Genomic DNA, 23884 nt, shown 5'->3' with positions numbered 1-23884 from the left:
GCCACTTTTAACTGTGCTACCCTGTCGCTTTTCATTTATGGGAGGCGGCATGGAAACCAGCATTGACTGGCAAAATATCGATACCGTGCTGCTGGATATGGACGGCACGCTGCTCGATCTGGCCTTCGACAGCTATTTCTGGCTGACGCTGGTACCGGAAAGCCTCAGTCAACGGCACGGCATCCCGCTGGCCGAAGCCAACCAGCTCATTATGGCGAAGTACCAGGCGGTGCAGCATACGCTAAACTGGTATTGTCTGGATTACTGGAGTCGCGAGCTGGAGTTGGACATTCGTGCGATGACCTGGGAGATGCGCGCCCGCGCGCGTTTGCGCGATGATACCCTTCCTCTCCTGCACGCCCTGCGCGCCAGCGGCAAACGCACCATTCTGCTCACCAATGCGCATCCTTGGAATCTGGATGTAAAACTAAAGCAAACCGGCCTTGGACAGCACCTTGATTTATTACTTTCGACCCATACATTTGGCTTTCCGAAAGAAGATCAGCGCTTATGGCAGGCTGTGCAGCAGCAGACCGGCTTCGAAAATCACCGCACGCTGTTTATTGATGACAGCGAGCCGGTGCTGGATGCGGCGAAGAGCTGGGGAATCGCGTGGTGTCTTGGCGTCAGCAATCCTGATTCCGGTATGCCGATGAAAACCTTCGCTCGCCATCAAAGCGTGAGCGATTACCGAACGCTGCTCGGCGCGCTGGCGCCCCAGGCGCGGTAAACCGACGGGAGCAGTGATGAAAGAGAAATCCACAGAAGGCGTCCGCCTCGATAAATGGCTGTGGGCCGCGCGCTTCTACAAAACCCGCGCGCTGGCGCGTGAGATGATTGAGGGCGGCAAAGTTCACTATAACGGTCAGCGCAGCAAGCCCAGCAAGCTGGTGGAGCTGAATGCCGAAGTGAAATTACGCCAGGGCAACGATGAGCGCACGGTTATCATCTGCGCCGTTACCGATCAGCGCCGTCCGGCGACGGAAGCGCAGCAGCTATACAGCGAGACGGCGGAAAGCGTTGAGAAACGCGAAAAAATGGCGCAGGCGCGCAAAATGAACGCGCTGACTATGCCCCATCCCGATCGTCGGCCTGATAAAAAAGAGCGCCGCGATCTGATGAAATTCAAATTTTCTGGCGACGAATAACGCGCCGCCAACACGAGAGAAAAACTATGGCTCACCAAGACCAAATGCACCGTTACCTGTTCGAAAACCACGCGGTTCGCGGCGAACTGGTTAATTTATCCGACACATGGCGCGAGATTGTTTCCGGTCATGATTATCCGCAGCCGGTTCAGCAGCTGCTGGGCGAACTGCTGGTAGCCACCAGCCTGTTGACCGCCACGCTGAAATTCGAAGGCGACATCACCGTTCAGCTGCAGGGCGACGGCGCGCTGACGCTGGCGGTAATCAACGGCAATAACCGCCAGGAAATGCGCGGCGTGGCGCGCGTTCAGGGCGAAATCGCGCCGGGCAGCACGCTAAAAGAGATGGTCGGCAACGGCTATCTGGTGATCACCATTTCCCCGGAAAAAGGCGAGCGCTACCAGGGCGTGGTCGGTCTGGAAGGCGATACGCTGGCCGCCTGCCTGGAAGATTACTTTATGCGCTCTGAGCAGCTGCCGACGCGCCTGTTTATCCGTACCGGCGAGCATGAAGGCCAGCCGGGCGCAGGCGGTATTCTGCTGCAGGTCCTGCCGGCGCAGAATACTGATAAAGAAGATTTCAACCATCTGGCGACGCTGACGGAGACTATCAAAACGGAAGAGCTAATCGGCCTGCCGGCAAACGAAGTGCTGTGGCGTCTCTATAACCAGGAAGAAGTCACACTTTATGAACCGCAGAACGTCAGCTTTAAGTGCAGCTGCTCACGCGAACGCTGCGGCGAAGTGCTGAAAACGCTGCCGCAGGCAGAAGTTGATCAGATTCTTGAAGAAGATGGTCAGATCGATATGCACTGCGACTATTGCGGCAGCCACTATATTTACGATGCAGTTGATATTGCTGCTATCCGTAACGATTCAGGCAGCAGCAGCGCGCAAATTCACTGATCGATCGTTAACAAAAACCAGGGCGGCTTTGGCCGCCTTTTTTATTAACAAAGCGGCAGGCTACACGCGCACTATAGTGTCGCACCACTCAAGAGCCTGGGCGGAGTTTTTAAATTAAAACAATAACGTGCCGCTAAAATATTAAAATAGCGTTTTATAAACTGTGCGCTGCTATCCATAACTTTTCATCGGATTCAGATGAATTTCCATAAAAAAACGTTTCGTCTCTCATTTCTGCTATTCGCCCCTTTCGCTGCTTTTTGACAGGAGTAGACTGCCGCAATTGTAAAGCAACGTGAATCGCTTCATGGCGCTTTACGGCAAGTGGCAGCAAGTCCCCTCAACATTTGTTGCAGTACAAACCGATAAAGGAACAGTAATATGCGCCCTAATGGCCTGACTCCACAGGACCTCGTCGCTTATGGCATCACTGATACGGTTGAAGTCATCCATAATCCCGATTATGAAACTTTATTTAAGGAAGAAACCCTGCCCGGTCTGTCCGGCTACGAGCGCGGTACGCTAACGCAGTCCGGGGCGATTGCCGTGGATACCGGTGTGTTCACCGGACGCTCACCCAAAGATAAATATATTGTGCGCGACGATACGACCCGCGACACCTTGTGGTGGAACGATCAGGGCAAAGGTAAAAACGATAATCAGCCCCTGTCTCAGGAAACCTGGCAAGCGCTTAAGGGTTGCGTCACGCAACAGCTCTCCGGTAAACGTCTGTTTGTGGTAGACGCCTGGTGTGGTGCCAACCCTGATACCCGTCTGAGCGTCCGCTTTATTACCGAAGTCGCCTGGCAGGCACACTTTGTCAAAAACATGTTTATCCGTCCCGATGAGGAAAGTCTGGCCAGCTTCACACCCGATTTCGTGGTGATGAACGGCGCGAAATGCACCAACCCCAACTGGCAGCAGCAGGGCCTGCATTCTGAGAACTTCATCGCTTTTAACCTCACTGAAAAAATGCAGTTGATCGGCGGCACCTGGTACGGCGGTGAAATGAAGAAAGGCCTGTTCGCGGTGATGAACTACCTGCTGCCGCTGAAAGGGATCGCCTCGATGCACTGCTCGGCTAACGTGGGCGAACAGGGCGACGTGGCGGTGTTCTTCGGTCTTTCTGGCACGGGGAAAACCACCCTTTCCACCGATCCTAAACGTCAGTTGATTGGCGATGATGAGCATGGCTGGGACGACGACGGCGTGTTCAACTTCGAAGGCGGCTGCTACGCGAAAACCATCAAGCTGTCAGAGCAGGCGGAGCCGGAGATTTATCACGCAATCCGCCGCGATGCGCTGCTGGAAAACGTGGTGGTGCGCAGCGACGGCTCTATCGATTTTGATGACGCCAGCAAAACGGAGAACACGCGCGTCTCCTATCCGATTTACCATATCGATAACATCGTTAAGCCGGTCTCCAAAGCGGGCCATGCGAAAAAGGTGATCTTCCTGACCGCCGATGCGTTTGGCGTGCTGCCGCCGGTTTCTCGTCTCTCCTCCGATCAAACGCAGTACCACTTCCTGTCCGGCTTTACCGCTAAGTTGGCCGGTACGGAGCGCGGCGTAACGGAGCCGACGCCAACTTTCTCCGCCTGCTTTGGCGCGGCATTTTTAACGCTGCACCCAACCAAATATGCGGAAGTGCTGGTGAAAAGGATGCAGGACGCAGGCGTGGAAGCCTGGCTGGTGAATACCGGCTGGAACGGCACCGGCAAACGCATTTCGCTGAAAGATACGCGGGCGATTATCAATGCGATCCTGAGCGGCGAACTGGCGCAGGCGGAAACCCAAACGCTGCCGATCTTCAACCTGGAAATGCCAATCGCGGTGGCCGGTATCGATGCGCATCTTCTCGATCCACGCAATACCTGGGAAGATCCTTCGCAGTGGGAAAATCGGCACTGGATCTGGCGCAGCGCTTTATTAATAACTTTGAAAAATATACCGATACGCCTGCGGGCGCCGCGCTGGTATCAGCCGGGCCGCAGATTTAACCTGACGGTATTATGCTAAAAGTAAAACAGTCACCTTCTGCTCTGAAGGTGATTTAAGCCTGAAATAAAAAACCCCTGCCAAACGGCGGGGGTTTTTATTTCAGGCAGACGCCCGCAGGAGCGATGAACCAGCTAACGGCGAGCGTTGGCAGACTGCTTTATTCGCTTTTTGTCGGCGGTAGCGCATTAGTCGGGCTACTTACCGCATGAGCGTTCTCCGTTAACGGCAGCCAGGCGCGGATACGCAGGCCGCCGCGCTCGCTGACGCCAATATCCAGCGAGCCCTGATGCGCATCGATAATACGCTGTACAATCGCCAGCCCCAGCCCCGTGCCGCTGGTGCTGCGGGCGCTGTCGCCGCGCACAAACGGCTGCAGCAGATGCTTGAGCTGCTCCGGCTTAATGCCTGGGCCGTCATCTTCCACCTGGAACCAGGCGCGCTGTAGCTCATAGCCGCTGCTGACCTTGATCCAACCGTTACCGTAACGCGCCGCATTCACCACCATATTGGCCGCCGCGCGTTTAATGGAAAGCGGGTTAATGTCCAGCATCAGCTCGCCTGGCATAACGGCATCTTCGATTTCACGTTCGTAGCCGCTCTCCGCCGCCACCACTTCATTCAGCACAGCATTCAGATCGGCGCGCTCGGTCTGCATCTCCTGGCCGGTGCGTAAATAATCGATAAACTGTTCGATAATCGCGTTGCACTCTTCAATATCCTTATTGATCGACTCCGCCAGATAGCCATCCTCTTCGCCCATCATTTCCGTCGCCAGACGAATGCGCGTCAGCGGCGTGCGTAAATCGTGGCTAACGCCCGCCATCAACAATGTGCGATCGTCCGCCAGCTGTTTAACGCCGGAAGCCATCTGGTTAAAAGCACGGGTCACCGAACGCACTTCCGACGCGCCATATTCGCGCAGCGGCGGCGGAATAATACCCTTGCCCACCTGCAAGGCCGCATGTTCCAGATCCACCAAAGGCCGGTTCTGAATGCGAATAAACAGCCAGGCGCCGCCGATCGCCAGCAGCATTATCGCCAGCGTATAGCGGAACAGCGGCGAAAAATCGCCCTGATGAATCTCGGTCAGCGGCACGCGCACCCAAATATCGGGCGACAGCCAGGTCTTCAGCCAGACCACCGGCGAATTTTTATTGACCTCAACGCGCACATCCGTCGGCCCGCCAAGCTGGTGCGCCATCTGATCGCTTAAAAACTGATAGTGCTGCGCCCAGCGTAATCCGCTCTCCTCCGCCGCCGCGTTGGTATACAGAGAGATCCCCAACTCGCGGTAAATTTCACGCCGGAACGCCGGCGGCACCTCAAGCTGCGTGCCGTCCTCCAGCTGTAGCCGATCGGTCATTAACATACGCACTTCATACGCCAGCACTTTGTTAAACTGCTGCAGGCTGGGAAGAATGGCGAAGTTAAGCACCACCAGATAGGTGGTGACCAGGCTGACAAACAGCAACGTGACGATCAGCAGCAGCGTACGGGCGAATGAACTGCGGGGAGAAAAGCGGAGCCGCTTCATGCTTTAGTGCCGTCCGGTACAAAGACGTAGCCCAGGCCCCAAACGGTCTGGATATAGCGCGGATGCGCCGGATCTTCTTCCACCATGCGGCGCAGGCGGGAGATCTGAACATCAATCGAACGTTCCATGGCGCTGTATTCGCGGCCACGCGCAAGGTTCATCAGCTTATCGCGCGACAGCGGCTCGCGCGGATGGCTCACCAGCGCTTTCAGCACGGCGAACTCGCCGCTGGTTAACGGCATCGGCTCATCTTCGCGGAACATTTCACGGGTGCCGAGGTTCAGTTTAAATTTGCCGAAGGCGATAACCGCCTCTTCCTGCGACGGCGCGCCCGGCAGCTCATTCGCCTGGCGACGCAGTACGGCGCGAATGCGCGCCAGCAGTTCGCGCGGGTTGAACGGCTTCGGAATATAATCATCCGCGCCGATCTCCAGACCCACAATGCGATCCACTTCTTCGCCTTTCGCCGTCACCATAATGATCGGCATTGGATTGCTTTGGCTACGCAAGCGACGACAAATCGACAGGCCATCTTCGCCTGGCAACATCAGGTCAAGCACCATAAGGTGGAAGGATTCGCGGGTTAACAGGCGATCCATCTGCTCGGCGTTAGCGACGCTGCGCACCTGAAAACCCTGTTCGGTCAGATAGCGCTCCAGCAACGCGCGCAAACGCATATCATCATCAACGACCAGAATTTTGTAGTTTTCTTGCATTTCGTTACTCCCAAAGGCGCTATTGCCCGAGCTGGTATTGTTAAAAAAGAAGCGTAGCTGTGACAGTCATTAATGGTTTATATTCTAGCCGAAATTGTTACAAAGCATATTAAACAGCAGCTTATCGCGTATTTATTTGCCTTTTACGCTATCGAATAAGCGTCAACGCTTCGATCCGTCTTTTCTGAAATAGCCGTTAAAACTCTTTTAACCACTGGCTCAGATCGCGCCATGCAAAAATTTACTCTTGCAATCAATTATTTACATTTACCAAAACCGTTTCGCCTGTTAAACGGCGTTTTTAACTCTACCTTTGCTGTCAGTTTTGCGCGCCTTGAGTCCAACTATTAGCAGAAAATACTGGCGGATATTTTTTTACCGTTACGCTCAGCCAGGAATATTCGCAGCCAATAAAAGTTCGATCCAGCAATAACTTAACTCGCCCCTATTGTTCAAAAAACAACGCTTTTCAGCGCAGGCCCGACAAACCTATATTCATCCCGGCAAACTTTCTCTATTTATCAGCCGGGAATAAATATGAACAAGATAATGTTAATTTGCTCACTGGCCCTGTTCGTCAGCGGATACGTAATGGCCAATGAACCTTCCGGCGAAGCTGCCGGCGCGCAGGCCACCGCCGAAGCGAAGGGAAATTCCGATGCGGAAGGCGTCGCCGTAGTAGGCGCGCTGCTGGGCCTTGCGCTGGCGACCGCAGGCGGCGGAGACGGCTCCAGCACGGCGACCACCACAACCACCAGTACCATCCCTCATTAACGCTTTTTAAGGCATTAGGTCAGACCCAGCTTTACATATAAAAATTCTGTTGCTGTAGTCTTTCGCCACCGGAGAATAAGCGTTGCCCGGGCTTTATTAAAAAAGTCATTATTCTCCGCTTCTTTTTATTTTTCGCTGGTCTCATCTGGCGATTGTCGATATTCAATGCGGTTAATAAACCACAATTTTTCCCCTTCCGGCGTGTTAACGATCACTTCGTCATCCACTTCTTTTTTAATCAGCGCGCGCGCCATCGGCGAATCCACAGAGATATAGTTTTTCACCTCACCGTAGATCTCATCCGGCCCGACAATGCGAAAGCATTTTACCTCGCCCTGTTCGTTCTCCACTTCCACCCAGGCGCCAAAAAAGACTTTGCCCTCCTGCTGCGGGGAGTAATCGACGATCTTTAGTTCCGCCAGACATTTACGCAGATAGCGCACGCGGCGATCGATCTGGCGCAGCAGACGCTTGTTATAGGTGTAATCGGCGTTTTCGGAGCGGTCGCCCAGGCTGGCCGCCCAGGAGACGATTTTGGTGATCTCCGGGCGCTTTTCCTTCCACAGATAATCGTGTTCCGCCCGAAGCTTGTTATAACCTTCACGGGTAATCAGTTGCGTCTTCACACATCCATCCTGTCTGCTGAATCTGATGGCCTGGCGGCCCCTTGTGCTAATGGTACAACATCACTCTCGCCGCGTGGGAGAACCCACTCGGAATATGGCTTAAAGCGCACCCCTTCGCTGGTAATTTCGCCCGTCAATCCGTATAACTGTCCGCTATTTCTCACCCACTGTTAGCAAGATAGTTGAACCGATGATGAATGATTCACTGAACCGCATTATTGCAGGTGAACTTCAGGCGCGGGCTGAGCAAGTTGATGCCGCAATCCGCCTGCTGGACGAAGGGAACACCGTGCCGTTTATCGCACGTTATCGTAAGGAAGTGACCGGCGGGCTTGATGATACCCAGCTGCGACAGCTGGAAACCCGTCTCGGCTACCTGCGCGAGCTGGAAGACCGCCGCCAGGCGATCCTGAAATCGGTCGCCGAACAGGGCAAACTCAGCGATGAACTTGCCGCCGCGATTAATGCTACCCTGAGCAAAACCGAACTCGAAGATCTTTACCTTCCCTATAAACCGAAGCGCCGCACGCGTGGGCAGATCGCGATTGAAGCCGGTCTGGAACCGCTGGCCGAGTCGCTGTGGCAGGATCCGTCTCAGGAGCCGGAGCAGCTGGCCGCCCGCTTTGTCGATGCGGAGAAAGGCGTGGCCGACGTGAAAGCGGCGCTGGACGGCGCGCGCTATATTCTGATGGAGCGTTTCGCTGAGGACGCCGCCCTGCTGGCGAAAGTCCGCGATTATCTGTGGAAGCATGCCCATCTGGTTTCCCGCGTTGTGGAAGGCAAAGAGGAAGAAGGCGCGAAATTCCGCGACTACTTCGATCATCATGAAGCGCTGGCTACCGTACCGTCGCACCGCGCGCTGGCGATGTTCCGTGGCCGCAACGAAGGCGTATTGCAGCTCTCGCTCAATCCCGATCCGCAGTTTGATGAGCCGCCGCGTGAAAGCTACGGCGAGCAGCTGATTAGCGAACACCTTAACCTGCGCCTGAATAACGCGCCGGCGGACAGCTGGCGTAAAGCGGTGGTGAGCTGGACGTGGCGCATTAAAGTGCTGCTGCATCTGGAGACCGAGCTGATGGGCAGCGTGCGCGAGCGTGCGGAAGAAGAAGCGATTAATGTCTTTGCCCGTAACCTGCACGATCTGCTGATGGCGGCTCCAGCGGGCATGCGCGCCACCATGGGCCTCGATCCGGGCCTGCGTACCGGCGTCAAAGTGGCGGTAGTGGATGCCACCGGCAAGCTGGTCGCGACCGATACCATCTATCCGCACACCGGCCAGGCGGCCAAAGCGGCGGCGGCGGTTGCAGCGCTCTGCACGCGTCATCAGGTAGAACTGGTGGCGATCGGCAACGGCACCGCTTCACGTGAAACCGAGCGCTTCTTCCTTGAAGTACAAAAACAGTTCCCGCAGGTGACGGCGCAAAAAGTGATCGTCAGCGAAGCGGGCGCGTCGGTCTACTCAGCTTCCGAACTGGCAGCGCTGGAGTTCCCGGATCTCGATGTTTCGCTGCGTGGCGCAGTCTCAATTGCCCGTCGTTTGCAGGATCCGCTGGCGGAGCTGGTGAAAATCGATCCGAAATCAATTGGCGTGGGCCAGTATCAGCATGACGTCAGCCAAAACCAGCTGGCGAAAAAGCTGGATGCGGTGGTGGAAGACTGCGTTAACGCCGTTGGCGTCGATCTGAATACCGCCTCCGTCGCGCTGTTGACCCGCGTTGCCGGACTGACGCGCATGATGGCGCAAAACATTGTGAACTGGCGCGACGAAAACGGTCGCTTCCGCAGCCGTCAGCAGCTGCTGAAGGTGAGCCGTCTCGGCCCGAAAGCCTTTGAACAGTGCGCTGGCTTCCTGCGTATTAACCACGGCGATAATCCGCTGGATGCTTCTACTGTGCATCCGGAAGCCTATCCGGTGGTCGAGCGTATTCTGGAAGCGACCCGCCAGTCACTGCGCGAGCTGATGGGCAATCCGACTGAGCTGCGCAACCTTAAAGCGGTCGATTTTACCGATGAGCGTTTCGGCGTGCCGACGGTCAGCGACATTATCAAAGAGCTGGAGAAACCAGGCCGCGATCCGCGCCCGGAATTCAAAACAGCACAGTTTGCCGAAGGCGTAGAAACCATGAACGATCTGCAGCCGGGCATGGTACTGGAAGGTGCGGTGACCAACGTGACCAACTTCGGCGCATTCGTGGATATTGGCGTCCATCAGGATGGCCTGGTGCATATCTCTTCGCTTTCCGACAAATTTGTCGAAGATCCGCATACCGTGGTGAAAGCAGGCGATATCGTCAAAGTTAAGGTGCTGGAAGTCGATCTTCAACGCAAACGCATCGCGCTGACCATGCGTCTTGACGAGCAGCCAGGCGAAACCGCGGCGCGCGGTGCGCCACGTACGCAGGATCGTGGTAATAACCGTCCGGCGGCTAAACCGCGTCCGCGTGCCGCCAGCACGGCACCTGGCAACAGCGCCATGGGCGATGCGCTGGCCGCCGCCTTCGGTAAGAAGCGCTAAAACGTAAGGGCGGCCTCGCGCCGCCCTCGTTGTTTGTTTTAAATCAACATTAACGATAATTATTCTCATTAATATGGTGCCGTTTTGTCATTGTCGTACTACGCGACAGTCAATGAGGTACCTTTCATGTCTCTGCTTGCCCGCCAACACTATCAAATTCTCGGCTTTTCATCCGCCGTCAGTCCCGCTTATCGCCAAAAGCTGCTTTCCCTCGGCCTGCTGCCCGGTTCCTGCTTTCAGGTGCTACGCATTGCCCCGCTGGGTGATCCGCTGCAGATTCAGGCGGGACGCGTAAGTTTAATGCTGCGCAAAAAGGATTTGGCGCTGCTGCAGTTGCAGCCAATGGCTCCGATGGAGGCCGCATGAAAACCTGTACTGTCGGTCTGTTAGGCAATCCCAACGCCGGTAAAACCACGCTGTTTAATCAGCTCACCGGCGCCCGTCAGCGCGTCGGCAACTGGGCTGGCGTCACCGTTGAGCGCAAAGAAGGTTTTTTCACCGCTGGCCAAACGCGGGTGAATCTTATCGACCTGCCCGGTACCTATTCGCTGACCACCATTTCCCAGCAGGCCTCGCTTGATGAGCAGATCGCCTGCCACTTCGTGCTGAGCCAGCAGGCAGATCTGCTGATTAACGTGGTGGACGCCTGCAACCTGGAGCGCAATCTTTATCTCACCCTGCAATTGCGCGAACTGGGCGTGCCCTGCATTGTGGCGCTGAATATGCTGGACATGGCAGAAAGCCAGAAAATCAGCATCGATATTCCGGCGCTGGCGCAGCGTCTCGGCTGTCCGGTGGTGCCGGTCGTATCAACACGCGGCAGCGGACTGGAGCAGCTGAAGCAACTGATTGATCAAGGAATTAGCACCTGCGCGCCGCTGGAAGTGCCCTATCCCGCGCTACTGAATGACGCTGTCGATCGGCTGGCAGCGGCGATGTCGGTAAGCGAAAGCCGTCAGCGGCGGCGCTGGCTGGCGTTACAGCTGTTGGAAGGCGACATTTACAGCCGTCAGCAGGTAAGCGATCTGGCGCTGCAGCGGCTGGCAGAAGTGGAGACCGGGCTGGCGCAGGAAGCCGCCGTCTCCATTGTCGCCGCACGCTATCAGCTGTTGGCGTCGATTTGCGCCAACGTCAGCAATCAGCATTTAGCCGCCCCGCACCAGCTATCGCAGCGGCTTGATAAGATCGTACTGAACCGCTGGCTGGGCATTCCGGTCTTTTTGCTGATGATGTATCTGATGTTTCTGCTGGCGATCAATATTGGCGGCGCGCTGCAGCCGCTGTTTGACGTCGGCTCGGCGGCGCTGTTTATTCACGGTACGCAGTGGCTCGGCGCCACGCTGCATTTCCCGGTCTGGCTGACGCTGTTTCTCGCACAGGGTGTGGGCGGCGGCATCAATACGGTGCTGCCGCTGGTGCCGCAGATCGGTTTGATGTATCTGTTTCTCTCCTTTATGGAAGATTCCGGCTATATGGCGCGCGCCGCTTTTGTGGTCGATCGGCTGATGCAGTCGCTTGGCCTGCCGGGTAAATCTTTCGTGCCGCTGATCGTCGGTTTTGGCTGCAACGTGCCGTCGGTGATGGGCGCACGCACGCTGGATGCGCCGCGTGAACGGCTGATTACGGTGATGATGGCGCCCTTTATCTCCTGCGGCGCGCGGCTGGCGATTTTTGCTGTTTTCGCCGCCGCCTTTTTTGGTTCACACGGCGCGCTGGTGGTGTTCAGCCTTTATCTGACCGGCATTGTCATGGCGGTGCTGACCGGCCTGCTGCTCAAGCATACGCTGCTGCGCGGCGAAGCTTCGCCGTTCGTTATGGAGCTGCCGAGCTGGCACGTGCCGCATCTGAAAAGCCTGCTGTTGCAGGCCTGGCAGCGCCTGAAAAGCTTCGTGTTGCGCGCCGGTAAAGTCATCGTGATCGTCAGCATTCTTATCGGCGGGCTGAACAGCTTTTCCTTTAACGGGCAGCCGGTCAACAGCATTAACGATTCGGCGCTGGCCAGCGTCAGCCGCATCATGACGCCGCTGCTGCAGCCTATCGGCATACAGCCGGATAACTGGCAGGCGTCGGTGGGCCTGCTGACCGGCGCGATGGCGAAAGAAGTGGTGGTCGGCACGCTGAATACGCTTTACACCGCCGAGGCCTTACAGGAAGCCCCTTTCGACGTTAATGAGTGGAGCCTGACGGCAGAGCTGTCCGATGCGGTCAGCGAAACCTGGCAAGGACTGAAAGAGACATTCAGTCTGAGCGTATTGGCGAACCCGATTGAGGCCAGCAAGGGCGACGGCGAAATGGCGGGCGGCGCGATGGGCCAGATGAGCCAACAATTTGGCAGCGATGCCGCCGCCTTTAGCTATCTGCTGTTTGTGCTGCTCTATATTCCGTGCGTATCGGTGATGGGCGCGATTGCCCGTGAAAGCAGCCGCCGCTGGATGGGCTTTTCCATTCTTTGGGGGCTGAACGTCGCTTATTCGCTGGCGACGCTGTTCTGGCAGTTCTCGCGCATCGGCGAGCAGCCGCTCGCCAGCAGCCTGACTATCCTGCTGGTGCTGCTGTTCAACGGCGCGTTGTTGCTGCTGTTACGCCGCATTAAACTGCCGCCGCAGCGCATTCCGATTCGCATACTGCCCGTGGAAAATTATGAGCAGCCGGTAAAAAGCGGCGTCTGCCATTAGTCAGCGGTTGCGATTTTAGCCCGGCGGTCTACAGTAAAATCTAACGCCTTTGCGAACTTAACGCTGTAGCCCGCCGGGTAAACATGGATATTATCAATAACTTAATCGATAAGATCTACCTGAATTCCTTTCCGATGGCTGCGCGGGAACGCCTGCTGTCACACATTCGCGCCGCCCGTGATGCTATAAAAAAGCCGCGTAAGCCGCACTGGGATGAAAAAGACGTGGTGCTGATCACCTATGCCGATCAGTTTCGCGAGCCGGAAGCGCCAACGTTGGCGACCTTTTCGCGTTTTTACCAGCAGCATTTGGAATCCACATTTAATCTGGTGCATCTGCTGCCTTTCTTTCCCTGGTCTTCCGACGATGGTTTTTCGGTGATTGACTATCATCAGGTCAATCCGATATGCGGCGAGTGGCGCAACGTGGCCGAACTGCATACCCATACGCGTTTGATGTTCGATTTTGTCTGTAACCATATCTCTTCGCACAGCGCCTGGTTTAAGCATTATCTGGCCTGCGATCCCGGCTGGGACGATTTCTTTATCAGTATGCCGCCCGGCACCGATTTAAGCGGCGTTACCCGTCCGCGCACGTCACCGCTGCTGACGCCTTTCGTCAAGGCGAACGGCGAAACGCACTATATCTGGACCACCTTTAGCGCCGATCAGATCGACCTCAATTTTGCCAGCCCGGAAGTGCTGATCCGCATGATTGACGTGCTGCTGGAATACCTGAAAAAAGGGGCTGATTATGTCCGGCTGGATGCGGTCGGCTATATGTGGAAAACGCCCGGCACCCGCTGTATTCACTTGGAAAATACCCATCTGCTGGTGAAACTGTTCCGCGCCATTGCCGATGTGGTAGCGCCAGGTACGGTGATCATTACCGAAACCAACGTGCCGCATCAGGACAATATCAGCTATTTTGGCAACGGCCAGGATGAGGCGCAGATGGTTTACCAGTTTTCGCTGCCGCCGCTGGTGCTGCACGCCATTCATAACGGCTCGGCGCGCGCGCTGCGTCAGTGGGCCGCCGGTCTCGATCTGGGCGACGGCACGACAACCTTTTTTAATTTTCTCGCCTCGCACGATGGTATCGGCCTTAACCCGGCGCGCGGCATTCTGCCGGAAGTAGAGATTGTTTCGCTGGTGCGCGATTTGGCGCTGGAAGGCGCTCTGATCTCCTACAAAAATAACCCGGACGGCACCACCAGCCCGTATGAAATCAACGTCACCTATATGGATGCGCTGAACAAGCAGGACGATGACGATGACACGCGTATCCGACGTTTTATGCTGGCGCACGCGATTCTGCTCGCCTTTCCCGGCGTGCCCGCCATCTACATCCAGAGCATTCTCGGCTCACGCAACGATCGGGAAGGCGTCAGAGTGGCTGGTCATAACCGCGCCATCAACCGCGAAAAATATGCCCTCTCAGCAATAGAAAAAGCGCTGTCGGGCGGCGACTACCTGCGCCAGCAGGTCTTTAACCGTCTCAGCGCGCTTATCCAACTGCGCACGCGTCAGCCCGCCTTCCATCCCGATAACCCAATGGCGATCCTTGATAGCGAAAATACGCTGCTGATGATGCGGCGCTATTCGGCGGATGGAGAGAACAGTTTGCTGTGTGTGTTTAATCTGAGCGATAAAAGCGTCAATGCCACGCTGCCGGATGGGAAGAAGTATCGGGATATTATCGAACAGAAGTTGATTGATGGCGCTCAGCCGGTCACGTTGCCGCCCTGGCACTATTTATGGCTGAAGGGATAAAACAATTCAGGCGCAGAAAAGGATAAGCAGGCATAACGCATATGCCTGCTAAAGCATTACTTGTAGACGTCAGCCGTGGCGCTGAACTTGCCATGCTCACGTCCGGCGATAACCAGAAAATATTTGCCGCCTTTCTCGTCCGCCATTTTTGACAGTTCACGTTTAGCATCCATCGGCGAGGTGGTTTCCGCCGTGGTATTCACCGTGCCGATTTTTTCCAGATTCATTTTCTGCACGTCTTCTTTCGTCACTTCCTGCGCCGCCAGCGCGGAAAATGAGAGTCCACCCAACAGACAAGTTACAACCGCAGCTTTAATCATATTCATAGTTCACCTTCGTCTTAAGTTAACGGAAAAACTCAGGACCGCCGAATGAATAGAATGAAATAGGGAGAATAGCGCCCTGCTCCCTGGCAGACGTTATCAGTCATAATCAGCGGCCTTGCTCAGCTTCAAGTATTAACGCCCGGTGATATTTTGCCAGCTAAAGGGATAAAGTTTCTTAAACTGAAGCGCTGAACTGCGTTACCGCTGCGCAAAAATCCTGCGGATGCGAAATAAAAGGCGCGTGCGCCGCTTTTTCCATTACCAGCGAAGCACTTGCGGGCCAGCGCCGATCGAGCAGTGCGGCGACGTTGCGCGGCACCAGGCCGTCGAGATAGCCATAAATGCGCAGCAACGGCACCTCAAGCGTTTCCATCTCCTCGCGTAAATCAACGCTGCGTAATATCTCCAGCCCGCCGGCCAACACGTCAACCGGCGGCATCGGCTGCGACAGCACCACCTCTTTTAGCGCGCGCGCATCCTGCCTGGCGCTGGGCGTCCCTAACGTTTGCAACGCCAGAAACCGCTCGACGGTACGCTGATAATCGTGGCTCAGCTGCTGCTGGAAACCGGCCAACGTCTCCGGCTTAATGCCCGGCCAGTTTTCCGCATTGGCGGTGAAACAGGGCGAAGAGGCGACGGTAATCAGACCGGTAACGCGCTGCGGCCAGCGCAGCGCCAGACGGCTGGCCACTAATCCGCCCAGAGACCAGCCGAGGTAAATCGCCTGTTCCGGCAGCTGCGGCAGCAAAGCCTCAACCATTTCATCCAGCGTTAACGCGCCGAATCCCTGACTGCGGCCAAAGCCCGGCAGATCCACAACGTGCAGGCGAAAATGTGCGCTGAGCGGCGCCATAATGCAACGCCAGACTTCCGCGTTCAGTCCCCATCCGTGTAGCAGCACAAGATCGCGATTGCCGGTGCCGGTAGTGTGCCAGTAAAGCTGCGCCATCAGTTATTGTCTCATTGTCGCTAAATTAAGGAGGTCGCTATGCTACCAATGCAGGGAGGCTGTTGGCTATGCCAGATGCCGCTGAAAATGCCTGTACACGGGCTATGCAGCTACTGCCTGCGCGCCTTGCCGCCGCTGCCGCCGTGCTGCCCGCGCTGCGGCTTGCCCGCAGGCGATCCGCTGCTTCCCTGCGGTCACTGTTTGCGTCGTCCCCCGCCGTGGCAACGGCTGATCGCCGTCAGCCATTATTGCCCGCCGCTCAGCCTGCTCATTGCGCGCCATAAATTCTCCGGCATAACCGCACTCTCTGTGATGCTGGCGCGGCTGATTTTGCTAAGCTGGCTGGCGGTCAGGCGAGAGCGCGGCCTGTCGCGTCCTGATTTACTGCTGGCGGTTCCGTTGCATCATCAACGCGCCTGGCGCCGGGGATTTAATCAGGTCGATCTGCTGGCGCAGCCGCTGGCGCGCTGGCTGGGCTGCGATTATCGTCCGCAAGGATTAACGCGCCGTCGTGCCGTTCGCGTTCAGCACCAGCTTAATGCACGCGCCCGCAAGAGAAACCTGCGCGATGCCTTTCAGCTTGAAATTCCCGTACAGGATCGCCACATCGTGCTGATCGATGATGTGGTCACCACCGGCAGCACGGCGGCGGAAATCAGTCGCCTGCTGATGCGCGCTGGCGCGGCCAGCGTCCAGATTTGGTGCCTTTGCCGTACCTTGTAGAGCGTCGGCGATGGGCGTATTATAACCAACTAAATTAGTCAACTATTGAGCAACTGCCATGATCCGAATTACCGATGCCGCCCAGGAGCATTTTGCAAAACTGCTTTCAAATCAGGAAGAAGGCACTCAAATCCGCGTGTTCGTGATTAATCCGGGCACGCCAACTGCCGAATGTGGCGTCTCTTACTGCCCGCCGGATGCGGTGGAGCCAAGCGATACCGAACTGAAGTTTGAAAAGCTTTCCGCCTATGTGGATGAGCTGAGCGCGCCTTATCTGGAAGATGCCGAGATCGATTTCGTTACCGATAATCTTGGCTCACAGCTGACGCTGAAAGCGCCTAACGCCAAAATGCGTAAGGTGGCTGACGACGCGCCGCTGCTAGAACGCGTTGAATACCTGTTACAGGCGCAGATCAACCCGCAGCTGGCCGGTCACGGTGGCCGCGTCACGCTGATGGAAATCACCGATGAAGGTTATGCGATCCTGCAATTCGGCGGCGGCTGTAACGGCTGTTCGATGGTCGACGTTACGCTGAAAGAAGGGATTGAAAAAGAGCTGCTGGCCGCTTTCCCTGAGCTGAAAGGCGTACGCGATCTGACCGAACATCAGCGCGGCGAACATTCTTATTATTAAGCGTGGGCCTGGCGGCTCCGCTGACAATAAGCGCGCATTTTCTGACTAATTCAGAAATGCGCAAAATGCTGAAAGGCGACTTACGGGTCGCCTTTCTGTTGGCAAATAAAAGCCATCAGCTAAAGGAAATAATAATATTCTGTTACGCTAACGATTAGCCACGCTTTGGGTAAAGCCTCCAGCTATTAATTCATAAATAATAAACTATATAAAAATAAAACAAACTCCTTCCCAATTATAATGACATTAAGTAAGAAAAAATCTCCGCAGCTCTATTTAAAGTAGAATAACAGCGGATATTGCTGAGTCAGAATATATTTTACGACACTTGCTTTATATTTATATTTTTGCAGAGTTGTTTAAAAATTCATTGCTCGCTATTATTCAATAGCTATGATTTTTTAAATAAAAGTTCAGCTGAAAGAGTCAGGGAACAATATCCACAAGGAATTAGTGACATGGTTAAAATTACCTTCCCGCAAAAGCTTTATGCTACAGAACATCGATTTAACGACTATGGGACGGATGATATGCGGTATGGCGATATGAGTGCTGCATGTCTTAAAAAAGAGTTCAGGCTTAGCAATATCTCTAATGTAATCGATCCCTGGACAATGACCCGTCTAACGGCTTTTGCTAATCCTCATTCGCGATTTTTCGGCGCATATGGCGATAACCGACGCAGCAGCACGCTCAGTGCGCAACAGTGCGCAACAGTGCGCAACAGTGCGCCACGCTATTATTTGAAGAGATGCAGGTTACCTCATTGCCCTTTGCATGCGTAGGTCCCTGGAAGTATTTGATTAATCGAATGCTTCAGCATTTCCAGCGCTCTACCGGTACGCCATTTACCGATATGCAGCTTAACGCGGCTTATAAGGCAAAAATCATTAATGATAAGACAAAAAACAGTACCCTAACTGCCATTCAGGAGATAATTAATCAGCGTGTTGATTATATGAGAAACACTGTTCCTCCGGAAACGTTTCCTGCGATAACTGAAGAAATCGGCTATAGGATCCTGCCAAAATTTAGCTCAATGATATTAGATAAAATCAATGGGCTAGGTATTACCATACATGATGTATATGCTACACGTATAGATTTATTAAGCCTGCAAATCAGTGAGAAAGGCTGGCGTGCGCAGATACGTTATACAGGGCAGGATCACTTTGGGCTGGACGTAAACGACATTACAAACATTAAATTCAATCAATTCCAGTTTTTCAGGATATGGTTTATTCTACAGCGCTTTGATCAATTCGGCTTTCGCCCATTTTTCACCAATATGGAAGCCACGGTAGAAATCCAGGGAGGCCGTTAATGAGTAAAAGAACATCTCTTAAAATTTTAACCCTGCTTATTGTTGCTGCTGTGGGCATTTATCTCTATCTGGATAACCGACGCGTTAACGTTATTGATGCGCATCACGGCACATATTCTGCCGCAATTTTGGTTGATCACTTACCCATTACCGCCACATCGGCGATTAACTGGTGGCTGACAAACCAGAACGCTATCCGGGAAAAATATCATATTCCCTCTGGCGAGGCGGGAGGACCAACGAACTTTACTGTTTTTGCCTTTGGCACCGGCTACCGGGAAGAGGATGAGAACGATATGCTCTGTTTTGACGATATGAAGCCGCCTAAAAACTGCATCGATAAAGAGATATTGTTAACAATTGGCCGCAATCGTGATGGTAGCACCCGATTCGCCTTTGGCAGTTCTGCCTATATTCGGTTTGCAGATGGCCGAATTACCGAATTAAAAAGGGAATTTTAAGCGCTGAAATCAGGATAGTTCATTGGCATTAGGTCAGCGCTGCAACCTGACTTAACACAACAAATATACCCGACCAGCTTTTATCGGACTGGTCGGGCTTGATGGTTACCTATATTCAGTTTGGTGCCCGTCTCCGCTGGTCAAGATCCTTAATCAGCCGGTTAATCTGTTCATCGCTGAACATCTCTTCCAGCGTGCGGCTTAGTTTGCGCCGCCAGTTAGGATATTGATCCACCGTACCCGGCACATTGACCGGCTTTTCCATATCCAGCCAGTCTTCCGGCTGCAGGCCGAGCAGCGCGCTGTTGCTTTCGGCAATATAGCGCTGCATGCCGCGGTTCAGCTCTGGCGACATCGGCAGCGTGGCGGCCCGTTTGCCCAGCTTCTTCGGCACGCAGCCCTGCTCGTGCAGCGCTTTCAGCAACGCCTGCTTCTGCCGCTCGCGGTTTTCATACAATCCTTTCAGCACCACCTTGTCGGGATAGAGTCCCAGCTCCTCGCCCAGCGTCAAATCGCCCGCGCTCCAGAAGCCGCGCAGCGTTGGCAAATCGTGGGTCGTCGCGCTGGCCATTGACTGCCGCGGCCATTGCTGCGGCGCGCGATAGCTGTCGGCGCTCTCCTGCTCAAAGTAGAGAACCTTCCAGGAATAGATCCCGCTGCGACGCAGCTTGCCGATAATTTCCTGCGGCACCGTTCCCAGATCCTCGCCGATCACCATGCAGCGATTTCGCTGGCTTTCCAGTGCCAGAATCGCCAGCAGATCGTCCACCGGATAGGAGACATAGGCGCCGTGGTTGGCGGTCATGCCATACGGGATCCACCACAGGCGCAGCATCGACATCACATGATCGATGCGCAACGCGCCGCAGCTGGCCATATTTGCGCGCAGCATATCGATAAACGGTTGATAAGCGCGCGCCGTCATTACATGCGGATCCATCGGCGGCAGGCCCCAGTTTTGTCCCAGCGGCCCCAGAATATCCGGCGGCGCGCCGACTGATGCTTTCAGGCAGTAGAGATCGGGATCGCACCAGGTTTCCGAACCGCCTTCCGCCACGCCAACTGCCAGATCGCGGTAGAGGCCGACCGACATACCGCGCTGCTGGCAAACCTGCCAGCATTCGTCAAACTGGCGGTTAGCCAGCCATTGTAGCCACAGCCAGAAGCGCACTTCCTCCGCATTTTCGCGGCAGAACTGCTGCACCGCCGCGCTTTCCGCATGGCGATATTCTTCCGGCCAGGCGGGCCAGCCCCAGCGATCGCTGCTTTCGCGCAACATCGCCGCATGCAGCGCGTCATAGGCCGCCTGACTGTATAGACTGCTGCCGCCCGCCTCGATAAAGGCTTCAAAATGGCGGCGCGTCTCATCCTGTTCGTCGCGGGTTGCAAACTGCGCCCACGCCAGCCGTAGCCCTTCTGTTTTTAGCTGGTTAACCGCGCCATAATCGACCCACTCTGCATCACGCGCCGCCTGTACCCGACGCTGCGTTTCCTTCTTTTTCCACCAGCGCTGCGCCGCCTCGCTGTGCTGGAAATCAGGCACGCGCTCCACGTCGATATAGATGATATTCATCCAGCGCCGCGAAGAGGGACTGTAAGGACTGGCGCTTTCCGGGCTGGCAGGATAAAGCGAATGAATCGGGTTAAGACCGATAAAATCGCCGCCGCGATCGGCCAACTGCCCCAGCATCACGCTTAAATCGCCGAAATCGCCGATGCCCCAGTTGCGCGCCGAGCGCAGCGTATAAAGCTGCACGCAGGCGCCCCACAGTTTCTCACCATTCAGTAGCGGCTGCGGTTCATAGCAGCGCTGCGGCGCAATGATCACCCGGCAGGCCCACTGCTTTTTCCCCTGTTTCAGGGTGAGCTGATGGTAGCCCTGCGGTAAACGCGGCGGCAGCGCAAAGGTCTCCCCGCCTTGCGCCTCGCCCTGATATGTCTTGCCGTTTTCTGTTTCCAACAGCCAGTTGAACTGACCGCGGCCGCTCACCTCAATGGCGCGCTTACGGCGTCCGCTAAAAACTTTAACAGCGGGAACCGGCGTCGTGCTGGCGGCTCTGGGAAAGCCCATCGCTTTCAGCAACAGCTGCCGGGTTTCGTTGCCGATGGCCTCCGGCTCGCCTTTGGCATTGATATAGCTGGCAGCAATCCCGGCCGCGCTGGCGTCCTTCTCAAGTTGAGTTAAATCCATAACGCTTCCTGAATCCGACTTCTACACTGAGCGGCCTGCGCCGCTCGCCCTTAACGTTTGCTCTGCCAGATTCGCTGTTGGTAATCGCGGATGGAGCGGTCGGAACTGAACATTCCGGTACGCGCGGTATTGAGAATGGCGGTGCGCGTCCAGGCTTCCCGATCGCGCCACAGCGCTTCAACGCGTTCCTGCGCGGCGATATAGTCGGCGAAATCCGCCAGCACCAGCCAGGGATCGCCGTTTTTGGTCAGGCTCTCCATCAGCAAGTCGAAAGCATGCTTGTCGCCCTGGCTGAAATGGCCTTTTTCCAGCTCTTTCAGCAGCGCGTCGAGATGCTTATCTTTCTTGCGCAGTTTTTTCGGGTCGTAGCGGTTAGCCTTCAGGGCTTTCACCTCATCTACGGTGTTGCCGAAGATAAAGATATTCTCCTCGCCCACCTGTTCGGCTATTTCCACATTCGCCCCGTCCAGCGTGCCGATGGTCAGCGCTCCGTTCAGCGCCAGCTTCATATTGCCGGTGCCGGACGCTTCGTAGCCCGCCGTGGAGATCTGCTCTGAGAGATCCGCCGCCGGGATCATCATCTCCGCTACGGTAATGCGGTAATCAGGGATAAACACCACCTTCAGCCGATCGCCAATCAGCGGATCGTTATTGATCACCTCGGCTACTTTATTAATGGCATAGATAATGTTTTTTGCCAGGTAATAACCCGGTGCGGCTTTTGCGCCGAACAGGAAAACGCGCGGCACTTTGTCCAGCTGCGGGTTATCGCGCAGCTGACGGTAGCAGTGCAGGATATGCAGCAGCCCCAGATGCTGACGTTTATATTCGTGCAGACGTTTAATTTGCACATCAAACAGCGCGTCGGGATTCACCTCAATGCCAGTGACCTGACGAATGTAGTCGGTCAGACGCTGCTTGTTGTCATGTTTGATCTGGCGATAGCGCTGGCGAAACGCCGGATCGTCCGCGTACGGCTCCAGTGCCTGTAAGGAATCCAGATGCGTCACCCAGTCGCTGTTGCCCAGTGTTTCATCAATCAGCGCGGAGAGCGCCGGATTGCACTGCTTCAGCCAGCGGCGCGGCGTAATGCCGTTGGTGACGTTAAAGAATTTATGCGGCCACAGCTGGTGATATTCCGGGAAGAGATCCTTGACGACCAGCTCGGAGTGCAGCGCCGCCACGCCGTTAACGGCAAAGCCGCTGACCACGCAAAGGTTCGCCATTCGTACCTGTTTATCGTGCAGCACCGCCAGTTTTTGCCAGACCTTCTCATCGCCCGGCCACTGCTTTTCCACCACTTTTTTAAAGCGCTGGTTGATCTCTTTAATGATGGCGAAATGACGCGGCAGCAGTGAGCGCACCAGCCGTTCGTCCCAGCGCTCCAGCGCTTCCGGCATCAATGTGTGGTTGGTATAGGCAAAAACATTGCTGGTGATCTGCCAGGCGTCGTCCCAGCTCAGCTGATGCTCATCCAGCAGTACGCGCAGCATTTCAGGGATGGCGATGGTGGGATGGGTATCATTAAGCTGAATCACTTCATAATCGGGCAGCTCTGCCAGCGCGCGTCCCGCCTGGTGATGGCGCCGCAGAATATCTGCGACCGAGCAGGCGCACTGGAAATATTGCTGCATCAGGCGCAGGCGCTTCCCTTCCTGATGGTTGTCGTTCGGATAGAGTACTTTGGTCAGCTTCGCGGCGTCGATGCCCTGCTGCTCCGCCTGCAGGAATTTGCCATCGTTAAACAGCGTCAAATCAAACGGATGCAGATGCGTCGCCTGCCACAGGCGCAGCGGCTGCGTCAGGCCATTGCGATAGCCGATAACCGGCAGATCCCAGGCTTCGCCGCGAATAACAAATCCCGGTTCCCAACGCTGGGAGCCGTCGCTGGTTTTCACGATTTTGCCGCCGATACCAACATTCACATCCAGCGCGGCGTTATGCCGGAACCACGGGTAACGATCGCGCTGCCAGTTGTCCGGCGCTTCGCGCTGTTGGCCCTCGTCAAAAGACTGGCGGAACAGGCCGTACTGATAGTTAAGCCCGTAACCGATAGCGGACTGGCCAACCGTCGCCATCGAATCGAGGAAGCAGGCTGCCAGCCGTCCCAGACCACCGTTGCCCAGCGCTGGATCGACCTCCTCCTCCAGCAGATCGCTTAGCGCAATGCCCTGCTCTGAGAGCAGCGCCTGCACGTCGTCATGCCAGCCAAGGTTAATCAGGTTATTGCCGGTCAGACGGCCGATCAGAAATTCCATCGAAATATAGTTAACGTGGCGCTGATTTTTCGCCGGTTTCGCCACTGGCTGCGCCGCCAGTAGTTCGGCTAAGGCCGCGCTGACCGCCTGCCACCATTGATGGCGAGTCATCTCGCTGGCGCTGTTCAGACCCAGGTATTGCCACTGGCGCGTTAACGCCGCTTCAAAACGTGCCTTATTAAATTTTTGCTGCGACATAAAGTCTCTTCCGGTAAGTGAATGGTTTCGCAAAAAATTGATACACATATGCTGACGTTAACCCGATCGGGCAACATCCTCCTGTCGCCAGATTCAACAGGGAGGAGTCACAGGGCGTAGGTAAAAGTGTGATCGTGGGCTCGTTAAGTTAAGT

At 55.4% G+C, this 23884-nt stretch carries 20 protein-coding genes and 1 pseudogene; 14 read left to right on the top strand and 7 right to left on the bottom strand.

Annotation, left to right across the window (positions count from 1 at the left end):
- Positions 1–49: 49 nt before the first annotated feature.
- From yrfG to pckA, 4 genes and pseudogenes are all read left to right on the top strand, one after another.
- On the top strand, positions 50–730 hold the full coding sequence (gene yrfG / locus P3C52_RS01710; RefSeq protein WP_275553498.1) for a GMP/IMP nucleotidase: 681 nt from the start codon (positions 50–52) through the stop codon (positions 728–730).
- 16 nt (positions 731–746) lie between these two features.
- Entirely contained in the window at positions 747–1148 is a 402-nt protein-coding gene (gene hslR, locus P3C52_RS01705) for a ribosome-associated heat shock protein Hsp15 (RefSeq protein WP_275553497.1), read from the top strand.
- 26 nt (positions 1149–1174) lie between these two features.
- Positions 1175–2053, top strand: a complete 879-nt coding sequence (hslO, locus tag P3C52_RS01700) for an Hsp33 family molecular chaperone HslO (RefSeq protein ID WP_275553496.1) — start codon at positions 1175–1177, stop codon at positions 2051–2053.
- Positions 2054–2434: 381 nt separating this feature from the next.
- Positions 2435–4053 (top strand): annotated as a pseudogene (pckA, locus tag P3C52_RS01695) (phosphoenolpyruvate carboxykinase (ATP)).
- Between the two features lie 158 nt (positions 4054–4211).
- Here pckA and envZ read toward each other — a convergent pair.
- Together envZ and ompR are read right to left on the bottom strand one after the other, a co-directional pair.
- A complete protein-coding gene (gene envZ, locus P3C52_RS01690) occupies positions 4212–5588 on the bottom strand; it encodes a two-component system sensor histidine kinase EnvZ (protein WP_275553495.1) in 1377 nt (458 codons plus the stop codon).
- Positions 5585–6304, bottom strand: a complete 720-nt coding sequence (gene ompR / locus P3C52_RS01685) for a two-component system response regulator OmpR (protein WP_038629697.1) — start codon at positions 6302–6304, stop codon at positions 5585–5587. Before ompR ends, envZ begins: the two co-directional genes overlap by 4 nt.
- Before the next feature lie 537 nt (positions 6305–6841).
- Here ompR and yjbE point away from each other — a divergent pair.
- On the top strand, positions 6842–7078 hold the full coding sequence (yjbE, locus tag P3C52_RS01680; RefSeq protein ID WP_275553494.1) for an exopolysaccharide production protein YjbE: 237 nt from the start codon (positions 6842–6844) through the stop codon (positions 7076–7078).
- Positions 7079–7203: 125 nt separating this feature from the next.
- On the opposite strand, the gene greB is transcribed toward yjbE, so the two are convergent.
- Positions 7204–7704 (bottom strand): transcription elongation factor GreB, encoded by a 501-nt coding sequence (gene greB, locus P3C52_RS01675; protein WP_275553493.1) that lies wholly within the window; start codon positions 7702–7704, stop codon positions 7204–7206.
- Positions 7705–7894: 190 nt separating this feature from the next.
- Between greB and P3C52_RS01670 the strand changes: the two genes are divergently transcribed.
- The 4 genes from P3C52_RS01670 (at position 7895) to P3C52_RS01655 (ending at position 14666) form a co-directional block, all read left to right on the top strand.
- On the top strand, positions 7895–10219 hold the full coding sequence (locus tag P3C52_RS01670) for a Tex family protein (protein WP_275553492.1): 2325 nt from the start codon (positions 7895–7897) through the stop codon (positions 10217–10219).
- Between the two features lie 126 nt (positions 10220–10345).
- A complete protein-coding gene (gene feoA, locus P3C52_RS01665) occupies positions 10346–10585 on the top strand; it encodes a ferrous iron transporter A (protein WP_275553491.1) in 240 nt (79 codons plus the stop codon).
- Entirely contained in the window at positions 10582–12894 is a 2313-nt protein-coding gene (feoB, locus tag P3C52_RS01660; RefSeq protein WP_275553490.1) for a Fe(2+) transporter permease subunit FeoB, read from the top strand. Before feoA ends, feoB begins: the two co-directional genes overlap by 4 nt.
- Before the next feature lie 83 nt (positions 12895–12977).
- A complete protein-coding gene (locus P3C52_RS01655; protein ID WP_275553489.1) occupies positions 12978–14666 on the top strand; it encodes an alpha-amylase family glycosyl hydrolase in 1689 nt (562 codons plus the stop codon).
- A 56-nt stretch (positions 14667–14722) separates the two neighbouring features.
- On the opposite strand, the gene P3C52_RS01650 is transcribed toward P3C52_RS01655, so the two are convergent.
- Positions 14723–14992, bottom strand: coding sequence for a DUF1471 domain-containing protein (locus P3C52_RS01650; RefSeq protein ID WP_275553488.1), 270 nt, complete (start codon positions 14990–14992; stop codon positions 14723–14725).
- 175 nt (positions 14993–15167) lie between these two features.
- The gene (gene bioH, locus P3C52_RS01645) at positions 15168–15941 is read right to left on the bottom strand and encodes a pimeloyl-ACP methyl ester esterase BioH (RefSeq protein ID WP_275553487.1); all 774 of its coding nucleotides are present in this window, start codon (positions 15939–15941) and stop codon (positions 15168–15170) included.
- Between the two features lie 39 nt (positions 15942–15980).
- Here bioH and gntX point away from each other — a divergent pair, with 39 nt between their 5' ends.
- The 5 genes from gntX to P3C52_RS01620 all read left to right on the top strand — a co-directional run bounded on the left by gntX (position 15981) and on the right by P3C52_RS01620 (position 19083).
- Positions 15981–16664, top strand: coding sequence for a DNA utilization protein GntX (gene gntX, locus P3C52_RS01640; protein ID WP_275553486.1), 684 nt, complete (start codon positions 15981–15983; stop codon positions 16662–16664).
- A 58-nt stretch (positions 16665–16722) separates the two neighbouring features.
- Positions 16723–17298 carry a Fe-S biogenesis protein NfuA gene (gene nfuA, locus P3C52_RS01635; protein WP_275553485.1) on the top strand — a complete coding sequence of 192 codons (576 nt, stop codon included), beginning with the start codon at positions 16723–16725 and terminating at the stop codon, positions 17296–17298.
- Between the two features lie 458 nt (positions 17299–17756).
- Positions 17757–18083 carry a DUF3289 family protein gene (locus P3C52_RS01630; RefSeq protein ID WP_343252000.1) on the top strand — a complete coding sequence of 109 codons (327 nt, stop codon included), beginning with the start codon at positions 17757–17759 and terminating at the stop codon, positions 18081–18083.
- Positions 18005–18622 carry a DUF3289 family protein gene (locus tag P3C52_RS01625; protein ID WP_275553484.1) on the top strand — a complete coding sequence of 206 codons (618 nt, stop codon included), beginning with the start codon at positions 18005–18007 and terminating at the stop codon, positions 18620–18622. Before P3C52_RS01630 ends, P3C52_RS01625 begins: the two co-directional genes overlap by 79 nt.
- Positions 18622–19083, top strand: coding sequence for a DUF943 family protein (locus P3C52_RS01620; RefSeq protein ID WP_275553483.1), 462 nt, complete (start codon positions 18622–18624; stop codon positions 19081–19083). Before P3C52_RS01625 ends, P3C52_RS01620 begins: the two co-directional genes overlap by 1 nt.
- Before the next feature lie 115 nt (positions 19084–19198).
- Here the strand turns inward: P3C52_RS01620 and malQ are convergent, their stop codons facing one another.
- Entirely contained in the window at positions 19199–21274 is a 2076-nt protein-coding gene (malQ, locus tag P3C52_RS01615) for a 4-alpha-glucanotransferase (RefSeq protein ID WP_275553482.1), read from the bottom strand.
- Between the two features lie 50 nt (positions 21275–21324).
- Positions 21325–23730 carry a maltodextrin phosphorylase gene (gene malP / locus P3C52_RS01610; RefSeq protein ID WP_275553481.1) on the bottom strand — a complete coding sequence of 802 codons (2406 nt, stop codon included), beginning with the start codon at positions 23728–23730 and terminating at the stop codon, positions 21325–21327.
- Positions 23731–23884: the final 154 nt, after the last annotated feature.

Source organism: Mixta sp. Marseille-Q2659, assembly GCF_940807255.1.
Classification (GTDB): Bacteria; Pseudomonadota; Gammaproteobacteria; order Enterobacterales; family Enterobacteriaceae; genus Mixta.
This window is presented reverse-complemented; position numbering and strand designations above follow the sequence as displayed.